Genomic DNA, 19,455 nt, shown 5'->3' on the forward strand with positions numbered 1-19,455 from the left:
CGCGGCATCTCCGCGTCGATCTGCGGCGGCTCGCGACGGCTCCGATCGACGAAGATCGGGTCGTGCGGGTCGCGCGGGCCACGGCCACGTCCGCGTGGGCCGTTCACACGGGGTGTTCTCGAGCCGGCCACCCGCCGGGTGGCACCTTCCGGGGTCGGCTGAGGTCACCGAGGTTCCGGTCCACGGTCCGCATTGACCGCTCGTACCGCTCGGTATGTGTGTTCCTGGCCGGGCGTGCGGCGCCGACGGCGAGGGCGCCGTGGCGCCTTCGCCTCACTCGGGCTCGTCGGGCTCCGGGAAGGTGGTTTCCAGAACTCCCCAGGAACGCAGCCGGTCGGCGAACTCCTGCGGAGTGGTGTCGTGCAGCAGGGCGAGTGCGCGCAGGTCGCCGTCTCGGATGGACAGGACGTGGCCGGCGTAGTCGTCGCGCTGCCGCTGGATCTGCGCGACCCACCTGCGCACCAGGGCGGAGGTGTCTGTCGGGGCCGCGGCCAGTTTCTCGAGGTTGAGCACGGTCCTGGGCCGCCGCTCGCGCGGAGGCAGCTGATCCTCGTTCGGCAGCAGCGCCGAGACCGGTACCCCGTAGAAACCGGCCAGCTCTGAGAGCTGATGCACGCTGATCATCCGGTCGCCGCGCTCGTAGGAGCCGACCGCCGCGGTCTTCCACCGACCGCGTGACTTCTGCTCCACGCCTTGCAGCGAGAGGCCTTGCTGAATACGGATCGCCCTCAGGCGAGAACCAACGGCCTTCGCGTACTCCCGGCTCACCCGACTCACCCCCAGCCTCGAACGAGCATCCGAACCCTCCGTAACGTCGCCATGACCCCTCTTGATCGTCAGGCCTACCGTCGGCATCGTGCGGGATCACCAGACGCGGCAGCGGTAGTAACGCTGCCGAAAGAGTCCGTTTACCATCTTACCTAGATCGAAAATACTCTAGGTATCGATCTTGCGCTTAATATCGGACAAAACGCCATCAAAGGTGACACTGCTGACTACCCGTTGCCATCGGCGTGCCCCCCCTTTGGCGAGTGGTGGGCTCCCCTCGTTGTTTGCGAGCGGGTCGAGGGGAAACCCCGCTGGGCTGGCGGTGGCGAATGCCTCCGTCACTGCTCGTGTCGATGCCCGCGAATCGCTCCGCGTAACCCCCCGTCACGCGCTGCTATCGACCCCCGTTCACGGGTTCGCGACGGAAGGGGCAGACTGACGGCGTGCGTGTCTACCTGCCGTCAACGCCGACGGCTGCGCGAGCAGTGATCGACGAACGTGCCGTGCCCGCCGGACTGGGATTCGCGGTCACCCCGGCTGTCCGGGAGTGGTACGCCTGGTCGGACACGGAGGAGATGGAGTACGCGGCGCTGCTCGCCGCCGCGCGGGCCTGCCTCCGCCTGCTCGACGCCGACGCCGATGCGCCCAGACGCCGGGTGGTGTTCGCCGTCGACGTCGACGACGCGGGTGTCCGGGTCAGGGATGACCTCGACCGGGGTGTCGTCGAGGTCACCGCGGCCGTGCCGCTGGCCAGGGTCCGCGCGGTGCACGCGGACGCCGCCGACGCCGAGCCCGCCGTGGCCGCCGCGGCCGACTCGGTCATGGCGGCCGATCTGGGCAGCGAGGACGCCGCGTTCATCGTCGACGGCGCGGACGGCCACGAGCTCCTCTGGTACGCCACCCAGGAGATCGCAGACCTGTTCTGACGGCGCGCGGCTCGGGTCGTCCCTGTTCGTCGGACGCTCCGCCGGCCCGCCCGGCCCGCCCGGCCCGCCCGGCCCGGCCCGGCGTGGCCCTTGCCGCCGGCCCGGGCCTTGCCGTGGGCGCGGGTTGTCGCCAGGATCGGCTCGTCCTCGCCGCCGACCCCGCTCCCGCCCTCCGGCCCGCGAGGTGATTGGGGCGGTGTGTCCGGGCTGTGTCGCTCGGCGGGTCGCTGTCTGGTCTGGCGTGGCTGGCGCGCTATTGTCCCGTGCCAGACGAGCACGTATCGGACAACGCAACGCGGGGCCGGAGTCGGTCGTCGTGGCGCGTTGCCCGACCAGAGGTTTTTCTCAACAAGCGATCATCGCCTCGCCCGCACGTGGGCCGAGGCTGGTGGTCGGTGGTCCGTGGCTCCAGATTCACCGGCCCGTGACGATCTTGTGCTGATGGTCGCTCACTCCGGTCACTCATCGATCGATGTCCGTGTTCGACCGCCCTCGCCCGGGATCCGGGCGAGGGAKGGAGGCTGGTTCCCGTGCTCTACCTCGCCGAGCAGATCCTGGCGTTCATGCTGGTGGCGCTGGTTCTCGGTGCCGCGCTGGCATGGGTCTTCCTGATCGGGCCGATCCGGCGGCAGCGGCCGGCGCTCGCCGGCATGGGTGCCGCCGCGGCGATGCCCGCCTCCGGCCGGCCGCGTGGCCCGGCGGTGCTGGCCGCGACCACCAACGTGTCGGTTCTTGGCGGAACCGGACGCGGACGGGCGGCGGGCCCGGAGGCGGACCGGGCCATCCACGAGCCCGTGCGGGACCTGACCGCCGAGAGCGACACCACCCAAGCCGAGATCGCGGAAGCTGAGATCATGGAAACCGAGATCACGGAAGACGGGATCGCGCAGGGCGACACCGCCCGGGCCGGGATCACGGAGGACGAGATCGCCCGGACCGGGATCGCGCAGGCCGGGACCGCGGAAGACGAGATCACGCAGGTCCAGACGGCCGAGGCCGAGGTGGCCGAGGTGGCCGAGGGTGACACCGCCCAGGACGCCGCCATCGGCGATGCCGGGACGGACGCCGAGTTCGCGGCGCTCGACCAGGACAGGATCGCGGCCCTGACCGAACGGCTGCGCCGGCAGGAGGAACGCAGCTCGGTCGAGAACGCGGATCTCGCGTCCCGCCTGGCGGCGGCGGAGCTGTGGGCCACCGCCTCGGAGAGCCGGGTGAGCGCGGCCGAGCGGCGGGCGGCGAACGCGGCCGAGCAGGTCAACGCGACGCAGGCACGGATCGCCCAGATCGAGGCGGAGCTGCGCCGCGAGGGCGACGGGCGGGATGGCCAGGCCGCCCACCTGCGGACCGCGCTCGCCGAGGCGGAGACCCGGGCGGCCAGCTTCTCCGCGCGGCTCGCGACCGTGCGGACCGAGGCCGAGGAGGCCGCCCACCAGACCGCCGCGCTGACCGAGCGGCTGGAGGTCCGCCAGGCGGAGTGGGCCGCCGAACGCGCCGGGCTGCTCCGCAGGATCGCCGAGGTCGAGGCGCTCGCCGCCACCTGGGCGACCAGCGCCGCGACCACCCGGGCGACCGAGGCCCCCACGGTCCCCACGACCAGGGCTCCCGCGACCGAGGCCCCGCGGGACACGGCTGACGGGCTGGACGTCCCGATCGGCGTGGCTAGCGTGGTTGGCATGGCGAGCGTGGTTGGCATGGATGGCGYGGACGGCGACGCACCGGCCACCGGCGAGCCCCGCCGCGAGACGGCGGCCCCCGCGTCCCCTGGGGCTCCCGCGGCCGGCGCCCCGGTGGCCGCGCCCCTGGCCCCGGCCGCTCAGGCGGCGAAGGTGCCGCCGGCCAACGCCGGTGCGCGGCCGAAGCCCAGGACGGCGGCGGAGACGTTCCCGTCCTGGGGCGGCCTCGCGGAGCCGGTGGCCTCGGCGGACAACCTCAAGGAGATCGTCGGCATCGGCCAGGTGATCGAGGCGCGGCTGCGCGGGCTCGGCGTCACCTCGTTCCGTCAGCTCGCGACCATGGGCGACACCGACGTCGAGCGCCTCGTGGCGCTGCTGGAGGGGTTCGGGACCCGGATCGTCTCCGACGACTGGGTCGGCCAGGCCCGCGAGCTGGAGGCCCGCTACCACGGCGGACTGTAGGTCTCCGGCGGCTACAGCTCGGAGATCAGGCCCTCGATCTCCGCGTCGAGGATGCGCCGGTCGGTCACGTCCACGTACAGCCAGAGGTGGCCGCGGTAGCCGTCCGGGCTGACCAGGGGCAGGTGGCTGCGTTCGAAGACCCGGCCGTCGGCGAACATCACCGTCTCGCGGCGCAGGGTGCGCCGGCGCCGCAGCAGCGTGTCGAGGCGGTCGGCGAAGCCGGCCGGGTCGTCGACGAGGCCGGTACGCGGACGCAGCAGCAGGCGGCAGTCGGTGCCGACGAGGTCGACCGGCGCCTCGGCGAGGTCGAACAGGTCGCAGTACGCCTGGTTGACCCCGACGACCTGGCTGTGCGCGTCGGCGAGCAGCACCGCGGCCGGCAGCTCGGCGAGCAGGCTGGTGAGCCAGCGTTCCCGGTCGCGGCAGGCCGCCTCCGCGCGGGTCAGCTCCCCATAGAGGCATCCACACTCCGCCGGCGGTAGCCGGTCGGGCTGGCCGCGCCCGCTGTCGCCCATGCCGGAGCCGCGCCCGCCGCCCTGCCCGGAACCGTTGCCGCCGGTGTGGCCCTGGCCGTCGCCGCCGGCCGGGCCGCGGCCCTGGCCGCCCGCCTGGGCGTGCGCCCGGGCGTGCTGGCGGCTGTCGTGCGGGTGCGGATGGGCCGCCGCCGGATCCCGGTCCTGGACGTCGTGCCTGCCGGCGTCCCGGCCGTGCAGCGCGATGGCGGCGCGCCACTCGCCCCCCAGCGTCGGCGCGGTCCTCGTCTCCGTGTTGCCCGGCCAGGTGTCCCCGCCATCGGGCGCGGCGGCGCGGCGGCGGTTGCCGTCCCAGGCGAGATGGTCACGTCGGGAGCGGCCCGGGCCACGTTCGTCGAACGGGGCGTTCAGGCCGGCTGCCCCCACGTCGTCCCGGCCGGTCAGGTTCATTGCCTCGTCCCACCAGCTGCCCGCGGTCTCGCCAACCTCGCCGTCGCCGCCGTCCTCGGCCTCCCAGGCGGGCAGGTCGTCGCCGCTCCAGGGCGCCACGTCGTCCCGACCCTCGGATTCCGGCGTGCCGCGACCGGCCGCGGTCACCCACGGTGGCTCCTGCCCGGTCCGTGGCCGTGGCACCGGGACCGGGATCGTCGCGCGGCCGTCGTCCTCGCGGGTACGGCCCTGGTCGTCGGCACCGTCCCTCTCCGGCGTATCCCGGCCCGGCGCGTCGTGAGGCCCCGTGGCCGTCTCCCTCGTGGTCGTCTCCTTCGCCGTCGCCTGCTCCGCCGGGACCGGCCCGGGCGGAGCCGCGAGCGGCGGTGGCAGGGGCGTGGGCGCCGCGCCGGCACCGTGGCGGGGAGTCGGCAGCGAGGCCGGCAGCGGGGGGAGCGGGGTGAGCGTCCCGATGAAGCGCGGGACGCCTCCCTCGACTCCCGTCGGTACCGCCTGCAGGATGGCCGCCCGGTGCAGTCCGTCGGGGCGCAGCAGCCGTAGCCGGACCCACAGCCCGTCGCCGCCCGACCGGGCCCGTCCCCACTGGTTGGTCACGACCAGCAGGTCGTGCGGGTGGATCGCGCGCTCCCAGCCCCAGCCCATGGCCTCGTCGGGCTCGACGCCGGTCAGCTCGCTCCATCGTGGGTTGACGAAGACGTGCCGGCCGACCGCGTCGGTGGCGAAGACCGGCAGTGGGCAGCTCATCGCCATCCGGCGGAACAGGTCCCACCCGGCGGTCTCGGCACCGTCGTTCGCGCCGCCAGCGTCGTTCGCGGCGGCGGCGTCGTGTTCGCCGGCGACGGCGTTCGTGCCGTCGCCGTGCCGGCCATGGGGAGCGCGGCTGAGGGGGGCGTCGGTGGTGACGTCGCGGTCATCAGTGCCTTCGCCGGCCGCACTGTGGGACGCCTCGCCGAGCGCCGCTTCGCCGAGGCTGCCCTCGGCGCCCCACTCGTCGGACTGGTCGGGCATGGGAACGCCCACAGTTGACACCCCCGGGAGGCATGCCACGGCGGTCCGACAAGGCGGTGGACGTGGGGGGAAGGTCCGTCGCCGAACGGCTCGTGACTGAGCGAACGTGGAAGGTTGCTAAGCGTCGCCAGGTTAGCGCGCGCCGGGTGAAGGTGCCATCAGGTACATGGCTGTGGCCTGTCGCCGTTGACGGGTCCGGTCGCCCGGTACCGGGTTGTCCGGATTGGCTTCCTTCGTGACTCGCCGGCTGCCTCGACGCGGCGGGTCCGAGGCGGCGATGTGGCGGGAGCCGCGAGCTGTGAGCCGGAACCGCCGTGATCTGGGGCATCGACCCGGACCGCCCGACCTGCGCCGGTCGCGTCGACCCGGACCCGTGCCGAGGGTCGGCGATCCGTCGGGCCGATGAACATCACCTCTCGTCATCGCCCTCGTTGCTCAAGTGATGACGTTCTCACGGAAAGCGCCAAGCCGAACATACCCCGCCACCACGAGCCGACGGGGATTGTGCGAATGTTGGTTCCGTGCGCCCCCTTCATCAGGGGTTGCCGGGATGTGGCGACGTTCCTACCCTTCGTAGCGATTGCCCGCTGACGCGAGGTGGTGACACGTGCGCCTGGACGAGGAGCGGCGGACTCTCGTGGCGGCTGTACGTGGTGGCCCCCTGGGCGGGGGCCCTCTGGGCGGTGGCTCCCTGAACGGCGGCCTGACGGGCGGTCCGGGGCCGGGCGGCTGGCTCGACGCGAGCTCTCTCGTGGAGGCGGAGGTCCGGGAGCTGGTCCGGCGGCGTTCGCTGGACCCGGTGCGGGAGCCGATGGCCGTGCGCCGCCTGGTCGACGACGTCCTGACCGACTATGAGGACCGGGTCCTCACCAGCGACCTGCCGGCCGTCGCGGACCGAGAGCTGACCGCGCGGCTCGTCTACGACGCCGTGGCCGGCTTCGGCCCGCTGCAGCGCCACCTCGACGACCCCACCGTCGAGGAGATCTGGATCAACGAGCCGGGCCGGGTGTTCATCGCCCGCCACGGCCGCAGCGAGCTCACCAACACGATCCTCACCGCCGACCAGGTGCAGGACCTCGTCGAGCGGATGCTCAAGTCGTCGGGGCGGCGGGTGGACCTGTCGACGCCGTTCGTGGACGCGATGCTGCCGGACGGCTCGCGGCTGCACGTCGTCATCCCGGACGTGACCCGCCAGCACTGGTCGGTCAACATCCGCAAGTTCATCCTCTCGGCGTCGAGCCTTGACGAGCTGGTCGCGATGGGCACACTCCCGCCGGCCGCCGCCGCGTTCCTCGAGGCCGCCGTCGTCGCCGGCCTCAACATCATCGTCGCCGGCGGCACCCAGGCGGGGAAGACGACGATGCTCAACTGCCTGGGCTCGGCGATCCCGGCCAGGGAGCGGGTGATCAGCTGCGAGGAGGTCTTCGAACTGCGGCTGCGCTCGCCGGACTGGGTGGCGATGCAGACCCGGCAGGCGAACCTGGAGGGCAGCGGAGAGATCCGGCTGCGGCGGCTGATCAAGGAGGCGCTGCGGATGCGCCCCGACCGGCTGCTGGTCGGCGAGGTCCGCCAGGAGGAGGCGCTGGACCTGCTGATCGCGCTGAACTCCGGCCTGCCCGGGATGTGCAGCCTGCACGCGAACTCCGCCCGCGAGGCGGTCACGAAGTTGTGCACGCTGCCGCTGCTGGCCGGTGAGAACGTCAGCCACAACTTCGTGGTGCCGACCGTGGCCGCCAGCGTCGACATCGTCGTCCACCTGGCCAAGGACGCGCACGGGCGGCGACGCGCCACCGAGATCGTCGCCCTGCCGGGCCGCGCCGAGGGCGACGTCGTCGAGGTCGCGCAGATCTTCCGCGCCTACGGCGACACGCTGGTGCGCGCCGAGGGCTACCCGCCGCACCCGGAGCGGTTCGCCCGCGCCGGCTACGACCTCGCCGCGGTGCTCGCCCCGCCGGAGCGCGGCGGCTGGCCCGAGATCGCGGTCGACCGATGATCCGCCGGCGGAGCCAGACTCGCCGGCGGAGCCAGATACGCCAGCGGACCCAGCGGACGGCCACGGGGGTGGGCTGATGGGAATCTTCGTCGGGCTGTTGTTCGGCCTCGGGCTCTTCCTGATCGTCGGCCCGCGCCGGCAGCGGTCACGGGAGGCGAGCCCCGAGGCGAACTGGCACCGGTCCACCGCCGAGTTGCTCGCCCAGGCCGGGGTGCGAGGGCTGAGCCCCAGCCAGTTCGTCGCCGTGAGCGTGGTCGTCGGCGTGGTCGTCGGCTTCATCATCTTCGCCTTCACGTCGACCGTCTCGCTCGCCGCGGCGTTCTTCGTGTTCGCCGCGTTCCTGCCGCGCACGCTGGTGGTTCGCCGCCGCCGATCCCGGATGCACGACCTTCGGGCGATGTGGCCGGACGTCGTCGACAACCTCGCCAGCGCCGTGCGCGCCGGGATGTCGCTGCCGGAGGGACTCGCCGCGGTCGGTCAGCGCGGGCCGGCGCCGCTGCGCGGGGCGTTCACCCGGTTTGGCGAGGAGTACCGGGCGACCGGCTCGTTCAGCACCTGCCTGGACCGGCTCTCCGACGAGCTCGCCGATCCGGTGGCCGACCGGATCATCGAGTCGCTGCGGCTGGCCAGGGAGGTCGGCGGTACGGATCTCGGCCGGCTGCTGCGCACGCTGTCCACCTTCCTGCGCGAGGACGCCCGCACCCGCGCCGAGCTGGAGACGCGGCAGGGCTGGACGGTCAACGCGGCTCGGCTCGCCCTCGCGGCGCCCTGGGTGGTGCTGCTGCTGCTCGCCACCCGTGGCCAGAACGTGTCCGCCTACGACAGCCCGACGGGGGTCGGGGTGCTCGTCGGCGGCGGGGTCGTCTCGCTGCTCGCCTACCTGCTCATGAAACGGATCGGCCGGCTGCCGGAGGAGGGACGGGTGCTGCGACCGTGACCGAGGCGACCGTGCTCCAGACAGTCATGACCCAGACAGTCATGACCCAGGCAAACATGATCCAGAAAGCCGGGAACGAGGGGACGGGTCAGCGATGAGCCTCGCCGCCACCGGAGCGTTGTTGGGACTGTTCACCGGCGCCGGCCTGGTGATCATTGCTGTGCGCTCGCCGCGGGCGCGCCGGATCCGCTATGCCGATCGGGTCGAGCCCTACCTGCGCGACACCCCGGCGCCGTCCCGGCTGCTCGACGAGCGGACCGCCCGCGAGCTTCGCCGGGCCGGGCGCGCGGCACCCACTCCACTCGCCGCGGTCGAGGCGCTGGCCCGGCCGTTCCTCACGGACGCGGCCCGCCGGCTCGACCGGTTCCTCGGCGGCAGGGCGGGCCTCGCGCGCCGGCTGACCCAGGCCGGTGGCCGCACGTCCGTTGAGGAGTTCCGCGCCCAGCAGGTGATCTGGGCGGTGGTCGGCGGCCTCGTCGGGGCGCTGCTGCTGGTTCTGCGCGCGACCGCCGGGATCGGGCCGCCACCCGCCGTCGGCGTCGCGCTGATCGTCGCCGGGGTCGCGGGCGGTGTGGTCGCCAGGGAGTGGTACCTCACCCGGGCCATCCGGGAGCGTGAGGACCAGATGCTCACGGAGTTCCCGACGGTCGCCGAGCTGCTCGCGCTCGCGGTCACCGCCGGGGAGTCGCCGGTCGGCGCGCTCGAGCGGGTCGCCCGGCTGACCCGCGGCGAGCTCGGCCATGAGCTGCGGCTCGCGCTCGCCGACGCCCGCGCCGGCGCCACCCTGGTGCAGGCGCTGGAAGGAATCGCCAACCGGACCACGCTGACGTCGCTCGCGCGGTTCGTCGACGGAATGGCCGTCGCGATCGAGCGCGGCACCCCGCTGGCGGACGTGCTGCGCGCGCAGGCGGTCGACGTCCGGGAGGCCGGCCGGCGCCAGCTGCTGGAGGCCGGCGGGCGCAAGGAGATCGCGATGATGATTCCCGTCGTCTTCCTGGTGCTGCCGACGACGGTGATCTTCGCTTTCTATCCGGCGCTCGTGAGCTTCACGTTCTTCGCGCAATGACGCGCTGGTATCCGGCCGAGGTGCCTTCCTCGCGGCGATCAGGGCACAGCCTGGCGCCGTCGGAGGTCCGGTCATGGCATCGGGTGTGGTGACACCCGTGAGTCTCGCGCGATGAGGCGCGTGGGTCGCCGCCAGTGCGCGGCGGCGGCCGGGTCGCGGAGCGTCTGAGGGGTCGCTCCGTGAGTGGGGGGTCAGCGGTTAGAGGGGGTCGAGGGGGCCAGGGGTTCTGCTGCGAATAGGCAGGCCCGCGGCCGCGCGAGGCTTCGCCATCGTCGCGTGTCGCCGGTCAGCCGGACTGGGAGGACGAGATGGCACGGATGGCGACGACGTTGGTCGTCGGCTACTTCGCTTGGTGGGAACGGCGGCACCCGGCCGCGGCCCACCGTGGCGGGGATCGCGGCGACGTGCCGGGCTGGGTGATGGTGACGGTGATGACCGCCGCTTTGGTGGTCGCGATCGCCACCATCGCCACTCCGGCACTGCAGGACATGTTCACCGCCGCGATCAGCAAGGTCACCGGCATCGGTGGCGACGGCGGAGGCGGCGGTGCGGGCGGCTGAGTCCCCGCGCCGGCGCCGGCTGGCCGCCGTGGTCCGGGCTCCCGCCCGGGTCCGCGACGGCCAGCCGGCGGGGGCCGATGGAGATCACGAGGCGCGACAGCCCCGAACTCCGGGCCGGTCGGCCCGACACCCGGCCCACGGCCGACACCCGGCCCACGGCCGGTACCGGGCCGACGCGGGCTCGGCTGGACCGTGTCGGGTCGGCGTGCGCCGAGCCGGTGCGTGTCGGGCCGGTGCGTGTCAGGTCGGCGTGCATCGGGTCGGCGTGCGCCAGGCTGGTCCGCGCCGGGCCGACGCCGGGTCGGCGATCGTGGAATTCGTGCTGGTCAGCACCCTGCTGCTGTTCCTCTTCCTGGGGATCATCCAGGTCGGCCTGGTGCTGCACGTCCGCAACACCCTCGCCGCGAACGCCGCGGAGGGCGCGCGGCACGGCGCGAACCTCGGCGTCGACCCGGCCGACGGTGGCCCCTACGCGCAGCGACTGATCGCCGAGTCCATCCCAGGCCGGTCCGACACGGCCTGCACGGGCGCCCAGATCGACGGTCCGGGCGACGTGCCGCTGGTCCAGGTGACCTGCGAGGTCCGCGTTCCCCTCAGCCTGCTCCCGTTCGGGGGCGGCGTGACCGTGCACGTCACCGGCCACGCGGTGAAGGAGACCCCATGACGACGACGCCGGATCCGCAGAGGCCGGCCGCTCTCCCGCGGACACCATCCCCGTCGTCCCCGTCGTCATCCCCGTCGTCGTCGCATGCGCCGCCTGGTGCCGCTTCAGCCAAGGTCGGYCCGGCCACGCCGCCGCGCCGTGAACTTGATCAGCGGATCTGTACCCGGATCCGAACCAGCGAGGGCTCGGAGTTCGGATCCGGATACAGTCCTGGCGATCTTCGAGGCGCGGGCTGGGTGAACGTCGCCGTGGACGGCACGGGGGCGTCGGCGCGGGCTTTGTCGCCGGTGGTAGCGCCTGTGGCGACGGCGCGCCCTGTCGAGGCGCGGAAGCCCGGCGCAGAGAGATTCCGCCGGTGGCGGGCGGATTTGGCTCTCCGCACGCGTCCGCGTCCGGTTGGCCTGGCGGGTCGTGGTGCCCGGGATGGGCGCGACGAGCGGGCACGGCGGCCGGACGCCGGTTCGGCGATGATCGAGTTCGTCGGGCTCTCGGTGGTGCTGCTGATCCCGTTCGTCTACTTCTTCCTCGCGCTGTTCTCCGTGCAGCGTTCGGCGTTCGCGGTCACGCAGGCGGCGAGGGAGGCGGGCCGGGCCTACTCGACGGCCGCCAACGAGGAAGAGGGCCTGACCCGCGCACGGCTCGCCGCCCAGCTCGCCTTTCAGGACCAGGGAATCGACACCGCTCCCGAGCTTCGGTTCGCGCCTCAGGGCGCCAACTGCGGGGCGTCCGACCCCGGCGACGGTGCCGAGACCCTGCAACCGGGCGCAGTCTTCGTCGTCTGCGTCCGCACCGTCGCCCCACTCCCCGGAGTCAGCGTCCTCGGCTCCGGCCTCGCCGACGTCACGCTCAACGGAGCGTTCACCGTCGTCATCGACCAGTACCGCGCGGACCGGTCCGGCACCGACACCGAGCCCTAGCGGGAGAACGGCGCGACCTCTGGTCGGCCGGTGCCAAAAACCTCACCAGATCATGGTCTGGTTCATGATCTGGTGGGATTTTCGGAGTCGGAACTCCGAAAATCCCACCAGATCACCGTGGGCCTCGCGCGTTGCCGGTCGTCGGCGACTTTTCATCGCTCCCGTGCGGCTGGTCCAGCCCGGCCCGGACCCCGATGGGGTTGTACCGGTTCCATATGTGCCCGTTATCGGGCGGTATGGGTCGGACCCCTCTCGGCGCCAGCCCCGGGTACAGAATGGCCCCGACCGATGCCGGGGCCGTTCTGCCATGTGCGCTTAGCGGTCATGCGCGCTTAGCTGCCATGTCCGCTTTAGCTGCTATGTCCGCTCAGCTGGTCTCGCAGGCCACGCCGTCGTCATCCCGGTCCAGAGCGCTCCGGTATCCCGGATCGCCTCGATGTAGGGGTGCGGCGCCGGCGGCACGAGCCTCGGAGCAGTTCGCGTAGTACACGCTGGCGGGTTGCGCGGGGGCCTGCTGAGGTGGCGGGGCCTGCTGCTGGGGCGGCGGGGCCTGCTGCTGGGGCGGGGCAGCGGCCTGTGCCGGTTCGGTACGTGCTGGTTGCGTGGCCGCGGGTACTGCCGGCTGGGTCGTCCTTTGCGCCGGCGCGGCGGCTGATGTCGTTGCCGGTGCCAGGAGCCCCGCCGCTGGTGTGGTCGCAGCCACCTGCGTGGCAACCGGTGCTGGTGTTGACGGCGTCGGCTCGGCAGTAGAGAACGTCGCCGTCGGGGTTGCCGTCTGAATGTCCGCGGCTGTGGCCTTCTTGTCCGACTTCGGCAGTACGAGACCGAGGATCAGGAAGAACAGAAACAGTCCGCCCATGATGGCTGCTGTGATCTTTGCGATTCGCCGCCAGTTTCGCTGTGGCTGCGGCTGTGGCGGATACGGTCCCCCGTAGGTCATCTCCAACCCCCCTGTTGGTGAGGCAGGCAGCGTATGGGGGGCCGCAGGGCGAGCCGACGGGAGGTCGTGACTCGTCATTTACAACCGTTCTGGCGCGCTGGTCCGTAGGTTCGCGGTTGTTCCGTGTGTTCATCGATTGATCTGTCTTGCTTGGTTTGGCTGGAGCGGGTCGTCGAGCATGGGGACGTGCGCGAAGTACCAGATTCTGGGCAAACTGCAGATCGCCGGCCCGGTCGATGACCATCGGCACTCATTTAGGCTCTTTGTGCCCTTTATTCGCCATCGTGCCGCGACGACGACGCGGAAGGCGAGCCGATCTCCGCCAGCAGCCGGATTGCGGGCTGAGATCAAGGGAGGTGCCGCTGGTCTGCGGCGGACCGCTCAAGCGGTGAACCGTCAGCGCGCGGTCGTCATCGACCGGCGCCGAGCGGACCGGTCTGATATCCAGCCCAGGCTGGGCTTTCGCCACTCAGCGGATCGCGCCGGATCACCACGCGATGGGGAGCTGTTCGGGGTAGCGCCAGATGGAACCTGTATGCCAGGGGATCTCGTCGGGGGGCACCGCCAGGCGCAGGTCCGGGAAGCGGGCGAGCAGGGTTTCGAAGGCGATACGCAGCTCCATCCGGGCGAGGCCGGCGCCGACGCAGTAGTGGATGCCGTGGCCGAAGGTCATGTGCGGCCCGTGCCGACGTTCGAGGTCCAGCTCGTCCGGGTTCGGGAACATCCGGGGGTCGCGGTTGGCGGCAAGGTAGGAGACGTGGACGGCGTCGCCCGCGTGGATGGTCACGCCGCCGAGCTCTACGTCCTCGGTGGCGACCCGGGCGATGCCAACGCCCTGACGGAACGGGATGAACCGCAGCAGCTCTTCCAGCGCCGGCTCCAGGAGATCGGGGCGTGACCTCAGCAGCGCCAGCTGCTCGGGGTGGGTGAGCAGCGTGTAGAGGATGTTGCCGAGCTGGTATGTGCTCGTGTCATGGCCAGCGATCGTGAGGGTCATCGCCAGCATCGCCAGCTCGGTGAGGCCTAGGGGCTCGCCGCCGCCACCATCGCGAGCAATGGCGAGCGCGCTGACCAGGTCGTCGCCCGGCCGCTCGCGGCGGCCGGCGGCGAGATCGACGAAGTACGCGCGCAGGCTGGCCTTCGCGTCCCGCGTCGACTGAGCCCCCCGGTCGGTGGACATGAGCGCGACCACCAGCCGCCGGATCCGTGGCCGGTCGGCTTCGGGAATGGCGAAGACCTCGCAGGTGGCGGCGAGCGGCAGCCTGGTCGCGAACAGCCGGGTGAAGTCGGCGGGAGTCCCATGGGCGGCCAGGCCGTCAGCGAGCCGGTCCACGATCGCGTGGATTCTCGGGGCCATGCGTTCGAGCTGGGTCGCGGTGAACGCCTGGGCGGCCAGCCGGCGCAACCGCGTGTGCGCCGGCGGGTCCATCAGGTTGATCGCGTCGGTCTGAGCGATGGGCTCGGGCGTCATCCTGGGAAGGTCGCGGCCGATTCCGGCGGCGCGGCTGAACCGCTGGTCGCTCACGACGGTACGCACGTCGTCGTACCGCGTCACCAGCCAGGCCCAGCCCTGGCCGTGGGGCATGGTGATGCGCGCGATGGGCGCCTCCTCACGCAGCCGCCGCAACAACGGGTCGAACTCCAGCGCGGTCGCATGGTCGAACGGGCAGTGCACGATCCGCCGCTCTGTTTCCTGCCTGACTGTTCCTTGCCTGGCTCCCGTCGCTCTCCTGGTCTCGATCGTCATGACATCCCGCTCTCCGCGGTCGCGATTCGGGGCGACTGGGACGGCTGGGGGGAAGGCTGACCCGTGGGGACCGCCCAGGTGCCGACGCAGCTTTCGGCCGTGATGCCAGGACCGAAACCGGCGATCACCCCGGCGGCGCCGTGTTCGAGCGTGTTTTCCTCGAACATGCGGCGGAGAGCGTCGAATACTACGGCGCTCGCGATGTTGCCGTAGTCGGTGAGGGTCGCCCGACTGTAGCGAAAGGACTCCGTGTCCACTCCCAGGATGTCGCTCAGATCGTCCAGAATGCGGGGACCGCCGGCGTGGATGATGTAGAAGTCGAGAGCGGCGGCATCCCAGCCGTGGCTGTCCGCGAGTGTGCGCAGCGCCGGCGCGAGCATCGCCATCGTCGTCGGGACTCGTTTGTCCAGCCGGAAATGGAAACCGGTTGCCTTGACCGCGTAGGAGATCCAGTGCTCCGTATCCGGCACGAGGTAGGAGCCGTTGCGTTCGAGCCGCACGCCGTACCCGCCGCGTCCACGAACGACGGCGGCGGCCACCGCGTCGCCGAACAGCCCATTGGACAGGAGCGAGCCCACGTCGCTGTCGGACGGCTGGTAGAGCAGTGAACAGAACTCGCAGGCGACGATGAGCACGTTCGTCCCTKGGTAGGCATTGCAGAAGTCGGCCRCCCGGTTGATCGCGGCGCCGCCCGCAGCGCAGCCGAGCTGGGCGATCGGAATCTGCCTGGTGTCGTTCCGGAATCCCAGATTATTGATCATCCATGCCGTCATCGACGGCATGAGGAAACCGGTGCAGGAGACGAAGATGATGGCGTCGATGTCCTGGGCGCCCAGGTCCCCGGCCGCGGCGAGCGCGGCGAGCGTGACTTCCGGTACTCGCCGCCTGGCTTCCTCCTCGTAGACGAGGTTGCGTACCTCGACTCCGGGATGGCGCAGTGTCTGGTCCAGCGGGCGCACCAGGTGGCGCTTATGCACGCCGGTGTTCTCAATGAGCTGGAGAACGAGATCTAGTTTCGGATGGTCTGCATGCAGCTGACGCGCCAGGTCCAGCGTCTCGCCCATCGTGATGGTATGTTCCGGCACCATTACGGCCGGACGGCAGAGAATCGGCATACGACGGGCGCCTCCTCCGGCTATCCCGGTCGTCCCCGGGGGCGAACGTCCCGGGACTAACGACCCGGAACCCCGCGGCGAGGTCGGCTTGCTCGGCGACCGGGCCAGCTAATAGCCAATACAGCCTGCCCCAGCCTGGACTCCCAAAACGGCGGCCACCTGACCGGCATGCGAACACGCGTCGTCACGCAACATCGAACGTGCGCCCGGCATTGAGAAGAGATAATTCGCGTGAGCGCGTCCGGTTGAAGGTTTGGCGGCGGTGAATGGCGCATTTTTGCGATGGCCGATCCGTCCTGACGGTGGCCGATCTGTGCTGGCTGTGACCGGACCGTCCTTTCGGTGATCGCCGCGATGGGCGACCATGCAGGTTCCGGCGTGCCTGCGATGTGACGGGTCGGTGCTGCTGATGCCATGTTTCATGATCTGGTGGGATTTTGGGAGCTGGGGCTCCGAGGATCCCGCCAGATCATGAACGGTTCGCGGGTTTGGGTCCTCGCGCGTTTCGGGGCCCTTGCGTGGCGGGGTCATCGCGGGCGAGGCAGAGTGTGTTCGAGGCCCTTGCGTGTGCGGGGCCCTTACGTGTTCGAGGTCAGGGTGCCCGGTGCGGCGCGGGCATCTGGCCGGGCGGCCTCGAGCCAGCGTGGCGGGAACCTGCGCGGCGGGAACCTGCGCGGCGGGAACCTGCGCGATGGGACATCGCCCGGCGGGACCCGCCGGGGCCTCGGGCGGCCCCTACGGCTTGCGGAACGGGGACCTGACGGCGCGCCCTAGGGCGGGGAGCTGGGCGGCGACGCCCTTGGCGGCGGTGGCCGCGCGCGCGGCCACCGACGGCCCCGGAGCCTCCACGGCCGTCAGGCCGAGCTCGATGTAGGCGGCGGCCGCGATGTCAGCGAGAGCGTGGCGTTCGCCGAGGGTGGCACCGACGACGCCGACCGCGGGGAGGTTGCCGAGCGCGCGATGCCATAGGCGTCCCTCGGCGCGCTGGCCGGAGAGACTGTGGATCGTCCACAGCTCGCGAGCCGCGCGGTAGACGGCCACTGGGATCTGCCGCGCGACCAGTCGCCAGGTCGCCGACTCCTCGTCCGCGTCCCGGGGGTCCACGGTCCCGCCCGCGACCGCGCTCGTACCTGTGGTCGCGCTCGTGCCCGCGTCCGCGCTCGTGCCTGTAGCCGCCTCGGGACTCGGAGCGGCCTCGGTGGCGTCGAGGGCGCCGCCGGCGGCTGGGCCGCCACCGCCCGCGCCGCCGCCGTCAGACCGGGCGTCGTCGTCAGTGACGTCAGCGACCTCAGCGGTGGCCGCGTCGTCGGTGGCGGTGGCGGTGGCCGCGTCGTCGGTGGCGACAGTGCTGTGGGCCGGGTCGGGCACCGGCGGTGTCCAACCGGCGGGCAGGTCCTCGCGCAGCATCAGGGCGGCGACGAGCCGGACCTGCTCACCCTCGTCCGTCACGCCGCACAGCTGCGCGAGCGACAGAACCAGCAGCCCCTGCACGGTGCCGGCGAGCACCTCGCGGATCGGCTGCGTGAACCGGCCGCCGACCCCGGGCAACGCGGCCAGCGGAACGAGTTCGTTGCGCCAGTGCCGCACGATCCGGTCAGCCTGGGCTCGCCGGCCGCCGTCTTCCCCGTCGTCGGCGGTGGTCACGCTGACGGCCGTCGCCGCCACCGGGCGGGCCACCCGTACGAAGCGCAGTAGCGTGTCGGCCTCGCGCCTGCGCACGGTGTCTCCCATCCCGGCCGCGAGGCGGCCTTGGCCGTCTGGCCGATGGCGGCACCGCCGGGCCGGCCGCCCGTGCGCTTGCCTGCCTGTGTCCGATTCCTGGCGAGTCCTGAACCTACGTCCAGAGAACCACATCGCTGTTGGCGTCCAAAGAACGGGAACCGGCGACATTGTCGGTTGGGCAAGTAGCTGACCTCGTGGGAGGTCGACCCGCGCGGAGTGCTCGCCGCCAGAGGTGTCAGGCCGCGCCGCTGACGGGCCGCGCCGCTGACGGGCCGCGCCGCCGTCTGGCCGCGCCGCTGCACGGCCACGCCGCCCGACCGGTCGGAAGCACCGGTAACCAGCGCTGACCGGTAGCGAGGTCGTTGGCCGTGAGGAGGTGTGGCGCGGATTCGATGATGGATGTGGCGTGTTGGTTGGGCGGGTTGTCCCTGACTGGGCGCCGTACGTGACAATGGACGGGTGACAGGGGTTCGCGCCGTTGTGTCCACGTGKATGCGAGTTCGCCCATCGGTGCGCCGTTCGGGTGGGCGGGCCGATGCCGGGTCGATCATGATGCTGACGCTGGGTTACGTGATGATCGCGGCGATGCTGGCCATCGTGGTAACCGACGTCTCCGCGGTGTACCTGGCCCGCCGTTCGGTCGCGTCGGCGGCCGATGGGGCGGCCTTGGCCGCGGCGCAGCGGATCGACGAGAACGCCGTCTACACGACCACTGGGCAGCTCGACCGGTTGCCGCTGTCGGACGTGCTGACGACGGTCGCCGACTACCAGGACCGCGCCGACCCCAGCGGGGCGACCGTACTGACCGGGTCGCTCCTCGACGAGGACACCGTCGAGGTCCAGGGCAGCCGGGTCGTCGACCTGCCTCTCGTCGGCTTCCTCGGCATCGGCCCGGTCACGGTCCACGCGGCGGCGGATGCCCAGACCATCGTGCGCCAGCAGCAAGTGGAGCCCTGACAGTCCTGACAGCCCTGGTAGCCCCGCCGGGCGGGAGGGAAGTCCTCAGACCCAGGCCGCGGTCGCGGCGACCAGGTCGTCCAGGGCGTGGCCGGTGTGCGTCTCGGCGAGGTTCGAGACGTCGCGGACCAGGCGGGCGACCCATTCGGCGGGCCGGTCCGCGGCCAGCGCCACGGCCGCCGCCGCGTGCTCGGCCGCCTCGAAGTGGTCCGGCCGGTCACCGCTGACCGCCGCCCGTGCCTGCGCCATCAGGACGGACACGATCATACCGGTCTGGCCGCTGTCCTTGATCAGCGCGTACGCCTTCTCCAGGTACGGTCGGGCCTCCTCGGCCGCGCCCACCGTGGTGAGCGCCTCGGCCGAGGCGAGTGCCAGGTCGGCGGGGGAGTAGGTCTCCAGCGCGAAGCCCGGCCGGCCGTAGGCGTTGTCGTCGAGCAGCTCCATCGTGCGCCAGGCACGGGCGACCGCGTCGCGGACGCCGGCCAGGTCGCCCGCCGCGGCGTAGGCGCCGGCGACGACCTTGCCGGCGATCATCGCGCGGGCGGGGCTGTGCCCGGCGATCCGGGCGGCGGCGCCGGCGATCTGCAGGGAGACCGCTGGGCTGTGCTGGCGCACCAGCCGGGCCCGCAGCGCGAGCGCCCGCGCCGCGAGCGGGCCGTCGCCGGCCGCCCGGGCGAGGCTCGCGGCCCGGTCGGAACGGGCGGCGGCGTCGGAATGCAGACCTCGGTCATAGTCGGTGCCCGCGGAGACCACCGTGACGGCGGCGTGCAGCCGCATCCAGTCGAGAGCGTCCCGCCCGCGCAGCCGGCGCTGGCGCGGAATGGTGCGGGTGGTGTTCTCCAGCGGGCGCATCGAGGACGCGGTGCTGGTCAGGTCGGACGTCTCGTAGCCGTCGATCGCCTGGATGAGGGCGGCGGAACAGGCCTGGTGCAGATCGGTCGTGCTGCGCAACGGTTCAAGGTTGGGCTGGTGGTCGAAGCTCACCGCGACCACCGCCGAGGCCCTGAACGCGCGTAGCAGGAGACGTCTGTCGAGGACGTACGGCACGGCGACGACCTCCGTGATCCGCTTCCGGCC

At 72.1% G+C, this 19,455-nt stretch carries 16 protein-coding genes; 9 read left to right on the forward strand and 7 right to left on the reverse strand.

Translation table 11 applies throughout. The features are described from left to right. Nucleotides 1-273: 273 nt before the first annotated feature. A complete protein-coding gene (locus BCD49_RS13305) occupies nt 274-768 on the reverse strand; it encodes a transcriptional regulator (RefSeq protein WP_027140116.1) in 495 nt (164 codons plus the stop codon). A gap of 443 nt (nt 769-1,211) precedes the next feature. On the opposite strand from BCD49_RS13305, the gene BCD49_RS13310 reads away from it, so the two are divergent. After that, nucleotides 1,212-1,694 (forward strand): DUF6912 family protein, encoded by a 483-nt coding sequence (locus tag BCD49_RS13310; protein ID WP_027140115.1) that lies wholly within the window; start codon nt 1,212-1,214, stop codon nt 1,692-1,694. Between the two features lie 530 nt (nt 1,695-2,224). Beyond that, entirely contained in the window at nt 2,225-3,829 is a 1,605-nt protein-coding gene (locus tag BCD49_RS13315) for a hypothetical protein (protein ID WP_071041532.1), read from the forward strand. Nucleotides 3,830-3,840: 11 nt separating this feature from the next. Here the strand turns inward: BCD49_RS13315 and BCD49_RS13320 are convergent, their stop codons facing one another. Then, nucleotides 3,841-5,772 carry a PAS domain-containing protein gene (locus tag BCD49_RS13320; RefSeq protein ID WP_007512805.1) on the reverse strand — a complete coding sequence of 644 codons (1,932 nt, stop codon included), beginning with the start codon at nt 5,770-5,772 and terminating at the stop codon, nt 3,841-3,843. 595 nt (nt 5,773-6,367) lie between these two features. On the opposite strand from BCD49_RS13320, the gene BCD49_RS13325 reads away from it, so the two are divergent. The 6 genes from BCD49_RS13325 (at nt 6,368) to BCD49_RS13350 (ending at nt 11,897) form a co-directional block, all read left to right on the forward strand. Further along, the gene (locus BCD49_RS13325) at nt 6,368-7,753 is read left to right on the forward strand and encodes a CpaF family protein (protein WP_007512806.1); all 1,386 of its coding nucleotides are present in this window, start codon (nt 6,368-6,370) and stop codon (nt 7,751-7,753) included. Between the two features lie 76 nt (nt 7,754-7,829). Then, nucleotides 7,830-8,690 (forward strand): type II secretion system F family protein, encoded by an 861-nt coding sequence (locus tag BCD49_RS13330; protein WP_007512808.1) that lies wholly within the window; start codon nt 7,830-7,832, stop codon nt 8,688-8,690. Nucleotides 8,691-8,784: 94 nt separating this feature from the next. Next, a complete protein-coding gene (locus BCD49_RS13335) occupies nt 8,785-9,756 on the forward strand; it encodes a type II secretion system F family protein (RefSeq protein ID WP_007512812.1) in 972 nt (323 codons plus the stop codon). 308 nt (nt 9,757-10,064) lie between these two features. Continuing rightward, a complete protein-coding gene (locus BCD49_RS13340) occupies nt 10,065-10,316 on the forward strand; it encodes a hypothetical protein (protein WP_007512814.1) in 252 nt (83 codons plus the stop codon). A 250-nt stretch (nt 10,317-10,566) separates the two neighbouring features. Further along, nucleotides 10,567-10,980, forward strand: coding sequence for a TadE family protein (locus tag BCD49_RS13345; RefSeq protein ID WP_007512815.1), 414 nt, complete (start codon nt 10,567-10,569; stop codon nt 10,978-10,980). A gap of 467 nt (nt 10,981-11,447) precedes the next feature. Next, nucleotides 11,448-11,897 carry a hypothetical protein gene (locus BCD49_RS13350; RefSeq protein WP_007512817.1) on the forward strand — a complete coding sequence of 150 codons (450 nt, stop codon included), beginning with the start codon at nt 11,448-11,450 and terminating at the stop codon, nt 11,895-11,897. Between the two features lie 367 nt (nt 11,898-12,264). Here BCD49_RS13350 and BCD49_RS46130 read toward each other — a convergent pair whose 3' ends face one another. The 4 genes from BCD49_RS46130 to BCD49_RS13365 all read right to left on the reverse strand — a co-directional run bounded on the left by BCD49_RS46130 (nt 12,265) and on the right by BCD49_RS13365 (nt 17,418). Beyond that, nucleotides 12,265-12,915, reverse strand: coding sequence for an excalibur calcium-binding domain-containing protein (locus BCD49_RS46130; RefSeq protein WP_198535924.1), 651 nt, complete (start codon nt 12,913-12,915; stop codon nt 12,265-12,267). A 409-nt stretch (nt 12,916-13,324) separates the two neighbouring features. Next, nucleotides 13,325-14,584 (reverse strand): cytochrome P450, encoded by a 1,260-nt coding sequence (locus BCD49_RS13355; RefSeq protein ID WP_007512819.1) that lies wholly within the window; start codon nt 14,582-14,584, stop codon nt 13,325-13,327. Then, nucleotides 14,581-15,699, reverse strand: a complete 1,119-nt coding sequence (locus BCD49_RS13360) for a type III polyketide synthase (protein ID WP_071041533.1) — start codon at nt 15,697-15,699, stop codon at nt 14,581-14,583. Before BCD49_RS13360 ends, BCD49_RS13355 begins: the two co-directional genes overlap by 4 nt. Before the next feature lie 735 nt (nt 15,700-16,434). Next, nucleotides 16,435-17,418, reverse strand: coding sequence for a hypothetical protein (locus BCD49_RS13365; RefSeq protein WP_007512821.1), 984 nt, complete (start codon nt 17,416-17,418; stop codon nt 16,435-16,437). Nucleotides 17,419-17,970: 552 nt separating this feature from the next. On the opposite strand from BCD49_RS13365, the gene BCD49_RS13370 reads away from it, so the two are divergent. Beyond that, on the forward strand, nt 17,971-18,378 hold the full coding sequence (locus BCD49_RS13370) for a pilus assembly protein TadG-related protein (protein ID WP_007512822.1): 408 nt from the start codon (nt 17,971-17,973) through the stop codon (nt 18,376-18,378). Between the two features lie 45 nt (nt 18,379-18,423). Here BCD49_RS13370 and BCD49_RS13375 read toward each other — a convergent pair whose 3' ends face one another. Beyond that, nucleotides 18,424-19,425, reverse strand: coding sequence for a hypothetical protein (locus BCD49_RS13375; protein ID WP_007512823.1), 1,002 nt, complete (start codon nt 19,423-19,425; stop codon nt 18,424-18,426). Nucleotides 19,426-19,455: the final 30 nt, after the last annotated feature.

Origin of the sequence: Pseudofrankia sp. EUN1h (assembly GCF_001854645.1) — a bacterium.
Classification (GTDB): domain Bacteria; phylum Actinomycetota; class Actinomycetes; order Frankiales; family Frankiaceae; genus Pseudofrankia; species Pseudofrankia saprophytica.